This is a genomic window from Pectinatus sottacetonis (assembly GCF_015732155.1).
Taxonomy (GTDB): Bacteria; Bacillota; Negativicutes; order Selenomonadales; family Selenomonadaceae; genus Pectinatus; species Pectinatus sottacetonis.
In genome coordinates this window covers 743,151-755,604 of record NZ_WIQK01000001.1, presented here as the reverse complement: position 1 = coordinate 755,604, position 12,454 = coordinate 743,151, and the positions used below count along the sequence as shown (strand labels likewise).

The window sequence follows — 12,454 nt, the reverse complement described above, 5'->3', positions numbered from 1 at the left end:
CCTCACTTCAGTGCTTCTGCACCGCCCACGATTTCGGTGATTTCGCGGGTAATGTTGGCTTGACGTACCTTATTATAATGTAAATCTAATTTAGCCATTAGATCCTGGGCATTGTCTGTAGCGTTGCTCATCGCTGTCATTCTGCTAGATAATTCACTGGCTGCAGCCTGTAATAATGCAGCATAGATCATTGTTACAAAATACTGTGGTAGCAGAAAACCAAGTACAGTTTCGGTTGATGGTTCATAAATATATTCAGAATGCGGCTTAGAAGCTTTTTTATTAATATTTTCAAATGGCAGCAATTTTACAATTTCCGGAGTAGATGATATAGCGGAAACAAATCGTGTATAGATCATATATACATTTTTATACTGACCTTTTTTGAACAGCTCCATTATTTCTCCCGCAATTTCGCGGGCATTATCATATTTAGGACGTTCAGTAAATCCAATATAACTATTTATAATATTATATCCGCGGTTTTTAAAATGGTCCAATGTTTTTCGTCCGATTGTGATAATATCAAGATCATTTTTATTAACAGTGTGTAATACAGCTTTTTGTAAAAACTGTTGTGATTTTATATCAGAATTAGTCTGCTGCATAGCAGCAGCCATAGTAATTTTATCATTAGAAGATTTGTGCGGGCGGCTTTTTTGCTCTAATGCAAAATTCTGGGCTTCATTAGTTCCAGAAATATGTATTTTAGCTTCTTTGAATACATTACTAGCATAAGCGCCAGCCAGACCCTTGTCGGAGGAAATAATAAGAAATAATGTTTTTCCGGTTTCATGCACTTCTAATAATGGATGGGAAATTTCCCCAGTATTAGAAGCAATATCACCAATTACCTGATACATTTTTTCTGCATATGGTTTATTGGCAACTGCTGCAGCTTGTGCTCTGCGTAAACGGGCAGAAGCTACCATTTTCATGGCTTTAGTGATCTGCTGGATATTCTTTACGCTTTTTATACGATGGCGTATATCCTGTAAACTAGCCAAAAGTTAATCACCTCGCCTTTATGTTGGCTTATTCTTGAGATAAAAATAATAAATATTTTAGAGAGAATAAGATGCTTTAAATTCTTCAATAGATTTATTTATTTGATTTTCTAAATTATCATCAAGTTTTTGCTGTTTATTAATAGTTTCAATAATTTCACGATGAGAAGAATTAATAAATTTAAGATAGTCATTTTGGAAAGTAGCAACTTTACTTATTGCCACATCAGTAAGAAAACCACGAACGGCAGTATAAATAACTAAAATTTGTTCAGCAACGCTCAAAGGAGAATACTGAGCTTGTTTTAATGTTTCAACCATACGGGCTCCGCGGTCTAGCTGATCTTTGGTTGCCTTATCAAGGTCAGAACCAAATTGAGAAAAAGCGGCAAGTTCGCGGTATTGGGCCAAATCAAGACGCATACGGCCGGCAATTTGTTTCATTGCCTTTATTTGGGCACTACCGCCAACACGCGAAACAGAAAGGCCTACATCAATTGCTGGTCGAACACCAGAATAAAACATTTCTGTCTGCAACATTATCTGACCATCAGTAATAGATATAACATTTGTAGGAATATAACCAGATAAATCACCAGCGAGTGTTTCAATTATAGGAAGAGCAGTAATTGATCCACCGCCTAATTCATCGGATAACTTAGCAGCACGTTCCAATAGTCTGGAATGTAAGTAAAATACATCACCGGGATAAGCTTCACGTCCTGGTGGTCTGCGAAGAAGCAAACTCATAGCACGATAAGCAGCAGCATGTTTTGATAAGTCATCATAAACGCATAGTGCATGTTTGCCTTTATACATAAAGTATTCAGCCATAGCTGCTCCCGCATATGGAGCAATATATTGTAATGGTGCACTATCAGCTGCTGTTGCAGCAACTACTATACTGTATTTCATTGCACCACGATCTTCTAAAGTTTTTACTACACGGGCAACAGTTGAAGCTTTTTGCCCTATGGCAACATATATACAGATACAATTCTGACCTTGTTGGTTTAGAATTGTATCAACAGCAATGGCTGTTTTTCCGGTACCACGGTCGCCAATTATAAGTTCACGTTGTCCTCTGCCAATAGGAACAAGTGCATCAATAGCTTTTAGGCCTGTTTGTAATGGTTCATTTACAGATTTTCTATCAGCTATACCAGGTGCAGGATATTCAACAGGACGATAATTTTTAGTATCTATAGGACCCTTACCATCAATTGGGCGGCCTAAAGCATCTACAACACGACCTATCATTGCTTCACCAACAGGAACCTGCATTATCTTTCCAGTGCGTTTTACGGTAGCACCTTCCTTTATTTTATATTCACCGCCGAGCAGAACAGCACCAACGCTGTCTTGGTCTAAATTTAATACAAGACCGAATATATCACTGCCGAAATCTAATAGTTCGCCAGCCATGGCTTTATCAAGGCCATGAATATGGGCGATACCATCACCAATTTCCATAACAGTGCCAACATCATCAACATTCAAATCAACATTGTAATCCTTGATTTGTTCTTTGATGATGGCTGTTATTTCTTCAGGATTAATTTTCATAAAAAGTTAGTCACCCCAATCAACAATTTGCCACCAGTTGTTTTTTTATAGATTTTATTTGACTTGTTACACTGCCATCAATAAGACGATCATCTATTTTTATAATAATACCGCCAATAATCGATTTATCAATATGTGTTTTTAACTGTATGCTTTTTTTTGTGATATTTTCTAATTTCTTTATGAGGGCGGCTTTGTGCTCATTTGTTAAAGCGGCAGCTGTCTTTACATAGGCAATTTTTATTCCCTGCGCTTCGTTGGAAAGAGTGTGGAAACATGTAATAATTTCTGTGAGCAATGATATACGATGTTTATCAATAAGCAATAAAATAAAATTGCATATTGATTGCTCAAATCCATCAGATAAAATTTTAGTCATGAGATCTTTTTTAGCTTGTGTTTTTATTTGAGGGTTATCCATAAATGCAGTTAAATCATGATTTTTTTTAAATAGTTCACAGAGTAATAATAATTGTTTATCACATGTTGATAATATATTTTCTTCTTTGGCCAGTTCAAACATGGCTGCAGCGTATTTTTTAACCAGCTGGATATTTAACATGACAAATCACCTAATTTATCTTTATCGAGCTTTTCAATAAATTCACCAATTAATTTTTGGTTAGCAGCGTTATCCATGTTGGCTGCAACAATTTTACTAGCAGCTTCCATAGATAAAGAAACAACCTCACCTTTTAGTTGCATAGCGGCATGCTTGCGGTCACGTTCAATATCTTCTTTGGCATTTTGACGCATTTGTTCTATTTCCTGCTTAGTCTGAGCAATAGAAGCATCATATTCTTCCTGTGCTCTTTTTGCGGCATTGTCAACTATTCCCTGAGCTTTAACGCGAGCATTAGCAAGCTGCTTTTGATATTCGCTTAAAGTTTTCTTAGCTTCTTTTTCATCATTTTCTGCTGATTCTATGGAATTGGCAATTTTAGCCTGACGAGCTTGAAGCATTTTCATTATAGGCTTATAGGCAAATTTCTTAAGCAGGATGACCAGTACAATAAAATTGATAAGCTGCACTATAAGTGTTCCTGGTTGAAGATTAATCAATTTATCTGTCCCCCTTTTACTATAAACTTTATTTAGTTCGAATCAGAGAACCTTTATAGCCATTAAAATAATAAACGCAACAACCAATGCAATGATAGGCATAGCTTCAATCAAACCTACGGAAATCAGTGTATTAACAAACAAAGTATTTTTTGCCTCCGGCTGGCGGGAGATCCCTTCAATCATTCTTCCTGTGACAAGACCATCACCAATAGCAGCACCAAAGGCTGCTAAGCCGAGCATAATACCGACTCCGAGTAAAGCTCCTGCTGTTGCAATTGTATTTTCCATTAAAAAATCCTCCTTAAAGATGTAAAATTATAATTATGTCTTTAAAAGACATATGAGCATATTTATTCTTTTTCGTCCTTAACTCCGTCAGCCAGATATGCGGTGGAAAGCATTGTAAAAACAAAAGCCTGTACGGCACCGACAAAAAGGCTGAATGCAAGCCAAACAACACCTGGAATTAGTTCAGCGATGATGTTTGGCAATAATTTAGGAAGAATATGTATCAAAAGTTCACCAGCCAAAATATTGCCAAACAGACGAAAGGACAGTGTAATAGGTTTAGCTATTTCTTCAACCAATTTTATTATGACAAATGGAGCAAATGGTTCAAAAAAATGTTTTATGTATTTTGGCCCTTTATAGTAAAGGCCTAATACATGGATCATAATTACCACTAAAAGAGCTAATCCTAGATTAGTGTTCAGGGTATTGGTCGGTGATGCCATTCCTGGGATGAGGCCCCACCAATTAGAAATTAATAAAAATAAAAATAATGAGATTAGAAATGGTGCAAATAATGACCCGCGTTTACCGAGCGTCACATCGATTTGACTATTAAGACCGGTTATAATCATTTCAAATATATTTTGCAATCCAACAGGCACTAATCTCAAATTGTGTGTAGCAATTATAGAAATGATAATAATGGCCGCCATGACCATCCATGTCATTTCCAAAGTTTTCATGTCACAATATAAACCAAATAACATGAACCCATGAGCTGCACTTTCAGGCATAAAATCACTCCCTATACTGGATTTTTATAGCAATCTCCTAAGAGAACTATAACTAAATTAATAATTCTTTTTGTGATAAGAAAAAATTATGAGATTAATAAATATTACGATATACATAAGGGAAAAACCTGCAATAAAAAATATAAAAATTTCTTTAGATAAATTTATCATAATAAGTAGAAGTAGCAACATAAATAAAATACGCAATAATATTCCTGTCTGGCGGTGGGGTTTTCTAACAGATCCAGATAATAAAATCAATTTTTTTATACGCGTTGCAAGCATAAAAAAATAATAAGCAGCTGTTATATAGCCGCATAAGAGAGCTGAAATTAAATATATTTTACCATGTAATAACAAACTTATAGAAATTAACAAAGCTAGTAATATTATCACTATGATGATAGAGCGACCACGTTGAGCCGCAAAACTTTGCATATATTCCAACCTTTCATGAAAATAGTATAAACTAAAATAAATATAACATATAATAATAGTTATAACAAGAAATTCATTTTTAAAATTAAAAAGTTAAATCCAGCAATGATTTTTATATAAGATTAGCTGCTATTTATTATTTTACGCAGTTATTTTTTGTTTTTCAAGCAAAAATGAAAAGAAGTAATTAAAAACTGTAGTCACCTATAAAAGACAAGAGAAAATAAAAATGCCCTTGTATTGTATATCTATATATTAAGAAAGAATTAGAAAAAAAGAAAGATTTTATATCATAACTATCCTGCTGTATTTATTTGTTAATGATATAAGTTAACCTGTGTAGAAAAGAAGCTGATTAAATTGCATACGATTATTTATTGTTGCTTATGATAGTACGGATAGGAAACGGAATATCTATATTTTCCTGGCGGTATCGTTTCGTTAATGCTTTTATAAATTCATGCTTGATTACATATTGATTTAGAAAGGTATTAGATTTCATTATTATGCGGAAATTAATGCTGGAGTCAGCAAATTCAAAAAATCTTACTATTGGTTCAAAGTCAATTTTATGCTCAACCTGCTGCAGTACCTGACGAGCAACATCTATAGTTACTGATTCAACCTTGTCAAGGTCACTGTCATAGCTTACACCTACAGTGACATAAATTGATATTTCCTGCTTAGGCATATTATAGTTAGTTATAGTTCCTGATGCTATATCTTTATTTGGCACAATTATGATGTTATTAGCTGGAGCTTGGATTTTAGTGAAACGCCAGGTTATATCAACGACTTGTCCAACATCGCCATTACTTAATTTTACAAAGTCGTATATTTGCAATTGTTTTGACAGGACGATATATAGTCCTGAAAAAATATTAGTCAGTGTGTCTTGTAATCCTAAAGCAACTGCCATGCCACCAACACCTAGTGCGGTAAGTAGTGGGGTAACAGAAATACCTAAATACTGTAAGATAATAATAAATCCAGTAGAATAAATAATAAATGAAATTATATTAGTTAATAATGAAGTTGCCTGAGTATTTTCTTCACCGCGTTTGATGCGAAGTTCCAACATGCCGGATATAGTACGGGCAATAACGCGTGTTAATGAAAATACAATTACGGCATAGAGAATAGAGGATAACAGGGTTGTTATTGTTGAATTTGTCAGCTTTAACGAATCTATAGTCCAATACAGTCCAATGCCAGAACACCATGCTACTGGCAGTCCCTGCACAGCGTTGGCGAAAACATATGACAGAGAATTTTTTTCTATATGATTATGGATTTTTTTGTTGATAAATTTATTTAATAATTTCCCTATGATAAAGGCAGCTGCCTGAATAAAAAAAGGAACGATTAATAATTGCAGCCAGTAATGCCAGTCAGTCCAGAGTCCGGTTGAAAACATAATTCCTCCTGCTAAAAAGAAACTGTCTGCCAATATACATATAGCAACTTGATTCATGAGAAGATGCTAGATAGCTATTATTTATATTGATAACGTAGTTACTTTCCTTAATTATAATTTACTTTAATATTACATTGTATTATACTATATACTATAAATTGATAGCAATAATATAGATGAATTTAACATAAATAAGGTTGGAAGTGGAATAATGGAAGAAAAAAAAATAATAAAAAAGGGTAACCGTCTTTATTTTCGCCAGGCTGGTGTATCTGATATGGATTATATAATGGAAGTCGAATACAAACCGGAAAACGCTAAATATGTTATTCCGTATACACGTGATGTCCATATGCAGACACTTAATACTAAAGATGCCATCCATATAATAATAGAAACAATTGATACCCATGAAAAAGTAGGTTTCCTGATGATTGCTGGATTGGATAATCCAGCAAAGGAAATAGAATTTACACGTATTATTCTAGATGTAAAGGGTAAAGGATATGGACATGAAACTTTGCAGATGCTCAAATCATGGGCTTTTGATGATTTGAAATTTCATAGAGCTTGGCTTGACTGTAAGGATTATAATACAAGAGCACTTCATGTATATGAATCAGAAGGACTGGTGCGTGAGGGGCTTATCCGTGAGACTATTTTAACGGATGGTGTTTATGAAAATCTGGTAATTTTAGGAATTCTTGCCAGAGAATATTTTTCTTCTAAAAAAGCATAATATTAATGGTGCTGGATTCTCAACAGGATAGTTGTTGTATAGAGTTTGGCACTACTTTTATATTACTCCTGAGTTTAATGAATTATGAACTATTGATATAGTCTTATAATATTTTATATTAACAAAATATTAAGAAAAATTATATATATTATCTATAGGGATTAACGAATGTAATTGTAAAATAATCTTAATTTAGGAGGAGATTGAAATGACAAATGACGAATGTTCCATATTACTAGAATTATTAACTAAACGATTAGCGGCATTAATTTATGATTATGATATTGTAAATGATATTATGATGTTGACAGACAATGATGGAAATGAACGTACGATTGAAGATTATCGTAAAAAAATGTGTAGAGTACAGAAAATAGTAGTGCATCCAGATTTTTTAGCAGTGCTTTTGTCGATTTATGCAGGCCATTCCACAGAATCAGGACCGATTTTACTTGATATTTCACATAGGCCATCGGGAAAATTTTCTTGGTATGAAATAGCTAGTAAGCCCTTTTTTGATGATAATAAGCATATAATGCGAACCATTGGTGTTATTTGGAAGGTGAATCCTCCTTATAATATGATAGAAGAACATATACATTTTCGTTCGGACCAGGATCCTATAACGGGATTGCTTAATGTACAGGGAATGAAAAAAGCTGTAGACAATTATTTGAGTAAAAGTGGCAGACATTTTATTCATGCAGTTATTATGATACAGTTTTGTTGTATTCCGCCTTCAGATAATAGTGAAGATGAAAGAAAACATGTATTGAGTGAATATGCTTTAAATAGTTTTGGACAAAAAATAAAAAGCGCATTCAGGTCAGAAGATTTGCAAGCTTATGCAGGCAATAAAATATTTTTAATATTTATGAAAAATATTAAAAATGACATTATGGTAAAAAATAAAATAAATGATATTGAAAAAATATTAAAATTGTCTAATAAATCAGTATGTATTCCAGAAGCTGATTACTATTTAGGTGAAGCAGTATATCCGACAGATGGTTCCTGTTATGAAGATCTAATAAAAATGGCAGCTGAAAAAATTAAAAAAAGTAAAAAAAACGATAGTGACGAATAAAGTTTAAAATACGAAATTTTTCTTGTAAAATATGAGAAGTTTCGTATTTTATTTTATTGATATTTATTTGTTGAGTGCAGATGGGAAATTTGTTAAATGTATAATAATAATATAAAGTTTTAGTGAGAAAGAAATATTACATAAAGATGCTAAATATATATTGATAATATGGAGGGAATATTATATAGTTATACACGTGTAGTCTTTAGTTTTAGGGGGAATATTAATGTTTGGAATGTCTAAGGATATTGGTATAGATTTGGGCACGGCCAATGTTTTGATATATGTAAAGGGAAAAGGCATTGTTTTACGTGAACCATCGGTTGTTGCTGTGGACAGAGATACTAATCGTATTTTGGAAATAGGTGAAGCGGCAAGAAAAATGATTGGACGTACTCCTGGCAATATAGTAGCAATAAGACCGCTGCGTGATGGAGTCATTGCTGACTATGATATAACGGAAAAAATGATTCAATATTTTATTGAAAAAGTCATTGGACACAGTTTGATTAGTAAACCACGTATTATGATCTGTGTTCCATCAAAGGTGACAACAGTTGAAAAGAGGGCAGTACAGCAGGCAGCAAGGCAGGCTGGAGCAGCTTCATCTTATTTGATTGAAGAACCTATGGCGGCAGCATTGGGAGTTGGCATTGATGTTTCGGAACCTCAGGGAACGATGGTTATTGATATTGGTGGAGGAACAACAGATGTTGCTGTTATAAGTTTGGGAGGAATAGTAGTCAGTGAATCTCTGCGGGTAGCAGGTGATAAATTTGACGAAGCGATAATAAAGCATATAAAAGCTAACCATAATATAATGATCGGTGAACGCACAGCAGAAGATATAAAGATGAATGTGGGCACAGCAATAAAAGGAGCTCGTAGTGTTGAAATGGATTTTCGCGGCAGAGATTTGCTGAGTGGACTGCCAAAAACGATTAAACTTACATCTGATGAAATCGCAGCGGCTTTAAATAAGTCGGTTATTGCAATAGTACGCTGTGTAAAGAAAACATTAGAAGATACACCACCAGAATTAGCTGCTGATATTATGGATCATGGAATAATTATGACAGGTGGAGGGGCTATGTTGCATGGACTGGATAAGCTTATCCAAAAGGAAACGGCAATTCCTACATATTTAGCAGAAGATCCTTTGTCATGTGTGGCATTAGGCACAGGAAAAGCACTGGAATGTCTGGATAAATTGACAATTCGGGCAAAGCATAGAAGATAATCTATTTTGCTTAAGCAGAACATAAAATAATTTTTTATGAATTTATAAAAGGTATGTATCTTTTTTTATAGAATATATGTATTATTGCATAATAATAGTCTGTATTTTTTTTAGGAGTGATAAATATGCTGCGTGGCCTGTATACTGCGGCTGTAGGAATGATTACAGAGCAAATACGCACTAATACTATTGCTAACAATTTAGCTAATGTTAATACTAATGGTTATAAAAAAGATGAAACTATCAGTGAGGAATTTCAGTCGGTATTATTACATCGAATTAATGATAGCACACAAAAAGGCAATATATTTGATTTGCAAAATATTGATACAGCGAGAAATTACCTTTTAAAAGGAACTGTTGCAGATACTGGCAGCGGTGAAGCTGTTATTGGATCTTTAGGACGCGGGGCTAAGATTGCTGAAATAGCAGTTATTCGTGACCAGGGACCTATGGAAAATACGGGAAATAAACTGGATTTGGCGATTACTGGACAGGGATATTTTGCTATTAATACACCGCAGGGAGTACGTTATACGCGTGATGGAAATTTTTATCGTTCAGCTGCGGGGCAGTTAGTGACGGCAAATAATCAGGCTGTTTTAAATACGTCAGGCGGGGCAATAAACCTGCCGGCTAATACTGATAATATTGCTATTGGAGCAGATGGAACTATTACGGCAAATGGTAATTCCTTAGGGAAAATTGAATTAGCAGGTTTTTCTGATCGGGGTGCATTATTAAAGGAAGGCGATAATTTATATCGGCCGCAAAAAGGTGCTAATCCACAAACTGCAACTGGTTCGATACAGCAGGGATGGTTAGAAAAATCTAATGTTAATGTTGCACGAGAGATGGTTAAACTGATTAATAATTATCGTACTTATGAAGCAGACTCGAAGGCTTTGACGACACAGGACTCCTTATTAGATAAGGCTGTTAATGATGTGGGTAGAGTATAATGTTTTAAAAAGTAGTTTTTAGTTAATGTCAAACTTGAGATTATATTACAGTTTTATTTATATAATGTATATTTGGAAGGAGTTTTAGTGTTATGATGAGAGCACTTTGGACTGCGGCGACAGGGATGACTACGCAGCAGCAAAATATGGATGTCATTTCTAATAATTTAGCTAATGTGAATACTACCGGTTATAAAAAACAACGTGCAGAATTTCAGGATTTAATGTATCAGACACTACGTCAACCGGGTGCTACAAGCGGCCCGAATACTATTTATCCATCGGCTATGCAGGCTGGGCATGGTGCTAAGTTATCAGCTACAAATAGAATTTTTACACAAGGCAGTTATCAATCTACTGATAATAAAACTGATATGATGATTGATGGGGATGGTTTTTTTCAGGTTACAATGCCGGATGGAACAATTGGCTATACCCGTGATGGTTCATTTAAACTAGATGAAACACGGCGTTTGGTAACTTCAGATGGGTATCCGTTGGAACCTGAAATTACTATTCCGGAAGATGCACCATCAGATACAATAACTATCGGTTCAGACGGAACAGTATCGGCAACTCCTGCAGGGGCAGATACACCTGAAGAAGTAGGACAGATAACAGTGGTTCGTTTTGTCAATCCAGCAGGATTGTCAGCACAGGGGAAAAATATATTTTATCAGACTAATGCCTCAGGCGATCCTATTGAAAGTACACCGGGGGAAGACGGGGCTGGAACTATAACCCAAGGATATTTGGAAATGTCTAATGTACAAGTAGCTGATGAAATGGTGAATATGATAGTGGCTCAGAGAGCTTATGAATCTAATTCAAAGGCAATAACGACTTCTGATGCGATGCTGGAAATTGCTAATAATCTTAAACGGTAATGGGAAGTTATGGAAATGATAAGAAAGATTATCATTGTTACTTTTGCTTTACTTAGCCTATTTTGTACACAGACCTTGGCCGCTTCAGCACCTGCGCAGGTTGTTATTCATAGCAAAGGACTAATATGGGGAAAAGACATACTACTGGGGTCTATTGCAGATATTAGCTGTGAAGATCCGCAGCGATATCAGGATCTTGTAAATATGAAACTTGGTTTTATAGGAAAACCTGGTGGTGAAAAGATACTTACAGCATATGTTTTAAGATTGCAGATACAATCATCAGGTGTCGACAGCAGTAATATAAGCTGGAGTATGCCACAAAGCGTGGAGGTGACACGTGCATCGCAGACAGTTTCTGCTGATAAAATAATCGCAGCAGCAAAAGCAGAAATGAAACGGGTTATTTTGCAAACTGGAGAAACACGTCAATGGACAGCTGAAATTCTGACTGCACCTTCGGATATGGTTATTCCACCGGGGCAGTTAACACTTAAGGCAGAAATCCCCTATGGTGTAAAGTATGCTGTTCCTACTGTTGTATATGTTTATCTGCAAGTAAAAGGGCAGACTGTTGATAAGGCATTGTGTCGTTTGCAGATGCATTTATATGATAATGTAGTAGTTGCCTCTAAGCCATTACGTGCTAATGAAATATTGACTGCAGCTGATTTGCATATAGAAAAAAAAGAAATAGGTGCTATAAACACTGATTATTTGACTAAAATAAGTGACGTAACTGGTAAGATGTCTAGATATCCGCTTAGACCAGGTGATATACTAAAGGCAAGATTATTGGTAATGCCGGATATAATAAAACGCGGGGCACCTGTCAAGATTATTGTAAAAACAAAGGGCCTTTTTGTTAAGGCTAGTGGCATAGCCCTTATGGATGGCAGTAAGGGTGAATATATCCGGGTGAAAAATTTATCAACAGGAAAGATTATAAGTGGTAAGGTAGTTGATGCACAAACTGTTAACGTTGAAATAAGTGATTAAGAATTGATTACAGGTGGTAAAA

13 protein-coding genes are annotated in these 12,454 nt (G+C 34.9%); 6 read left to right on the top strand and 7 right to left on the bottom strand.

Translation table 11 applies throughout. From position 1 onward, the window contains the following. Positions 1–2: 2 nt before the first annotated feature. The 7 genes from atpG to I6760_RS03485 form a co-directional block, all read right to left on the bottom strand. Positions 3–1,007 (bottom strand): ATP synthase F1 subunit gamma, encoded by a 1,005-nt coding sequence (gene atpG, locus I6760_RS12675; protein ID WP_231036072.1) that lies wholly within the window; start codon positions 1,005–1,007, stop codon positions 3–5. Between the two features lie 57 nt (positions 1,008–1,064). Continuing rightward, a complete protein-coding gene (gene atpA / locus I6760_RS03510) occupies positions 1,065–2,573 on the bottom strand; it encodes a F0F1 ATP synthase subunit alpha (protein WP_196593115.1) in 1,509 nt (502 codons plus the stop codon). Between the two features lie 19 nt (positions 2,574–2,592). Continuing rightward, a complete protein-coding gene (locus I6760_RS03505; RefSeq protein ID WP_196593114.1) occupies positions 2,593–3,135 on the bottom strand; it encodes an ATP synthase F1 subunit delta in 543 nt (180 codons plus the stop codon). Next, on the bottom strand, positions 3,129–3,635 hold the full coding sequence (atpF, locus tag I6760_RS03500) for a F0F1 ATP synthase subunit B (protein ID WP_196593113.1): 507 nt from the start codon (positions 3,633–3,635) through the stop codon (positions 3,129–3,131). Before atpF ends, I6760_RS03505 begins: the two co-directional genes overlap by 7 nt. 42 nt (positions 3,636–3,677) lie before the next feature. Then, entirely contained in the window at positions 3,678–3,926 is a 249-nt protein-coding gene (gene atpE / locus I6760_RS03495; protein WP_196593112.1) for a F0F1 ATP synthase subunit C, read from the bottom strand. A 62-nt stretch (positions 3,927–3,988) separates the two neighbouring features. Next, positions 3,989–4,663, bottom strand: coding sequence for a F0F1 ATP synthase subunit A (gene atpB, locus I6760_RS03490; RefSeq protein ID WP_196593111.1), 675 nt, complete (start codon positions 4,661–4,663; stop codon positions 3,989–3,991). A gap of 808 nt (positions 4,664–5,471) precedes the next feature. Next, positions 5,472–6,518 carry a mechanosensitive ion channel family protein gene (locus I6760_RS03485; RefSeq protein ID WP_196593110.1) on the bottom strand — a complete coding sequence of 349 codons (1,047 nt, stop codon included), beginning with the start codon at positions 6,516–6,518 and terminating at the stop codon, positions 5,472–5,474. A 211-nt stretch (positions 6,519–6,729) separates the two neighbouring features. Between I6760_RS03485 and I6760_RS03480 the strand changes: the two genes are divergently transcribed. The 6 genes from I6760_RS03480 to flgA all read left to right on the top strand — a co-directional run bounded on the left by I6760_RS03480 (position 6,730) and on the right by flgA (position 12,432). Continuing rightward, a complete protein-coding gene (locus I6760_RS03480; RefSeq protein WP_196593109.1) occupies positions 6,730–7,257 on the top strand; it encodes a GNAT family N-acetyltransferase in 528 nt (175 codons plus the stop codon). Between the two features lie 208 nt (positions 7,258–7,465). Beyond that, positions 7,466–8,344 carry a GGDEF domain-containing protein gene (locus I6760_RS03475; RefSeq protein ID WP_196593108.1) on the top strand — a complete coding sequence of 293 codons (879 nt, stop codon included), beginning with the start codon at positions 7,466–7,468 and terminating at the stop codon, positions 8,342–8,344. Positions 8,345–8,570: 226 nt separating this feature from the next. Next, entirely contained in the window at positions 8,571–9,584 is a 1,014-nt protein-coding gene (mreB, locus tag I6760_RS03470; RefSeq protein ID WP_196593107.1) for a rod shape-determining protein, read from the top strand. Between the two features lie 125 nt (positions 9,585–9,709). After that, positions 9,710–10,546 carry a flagellar hook-basal body protein gene (locus tag I6760_RS03465; protein ID WP_196593106.1) on the top strand — a complete coding sequence of 279 codons (837 nt, stop codon included), beginning with the start codon at positions 9,710–9,712 and terminating at the stop codon, positions 10,544–10,546. Positions 10,547–10,638: 92 nt separating this feature from the next. After that, a complete protein-coding gene (gene flgG / locus I6760_RS03460) occupies positions 10,639–11,433 on the top strand; it encodes a flagellar basal-body rod protein FlgG (RefSeq protein ID WP_196593105.1) in 795 nt (264 codons plus the stop codon). 15 nt (positions 11,434–11,448) lie between these two features. Then, positions 11,449–12,432, top strand: a complete 984-nt coding sequence (gene flgA, locus I6760_RS03455; protein ID WP_196593104.1) for a flagellar basal body P-ring formation chaperone FlgA — start codon at positions 11,449–11,451, stop codon at positions 12,430–12,432. Positions 12,433–12,454: the final 22 nt, after the last annotated feature.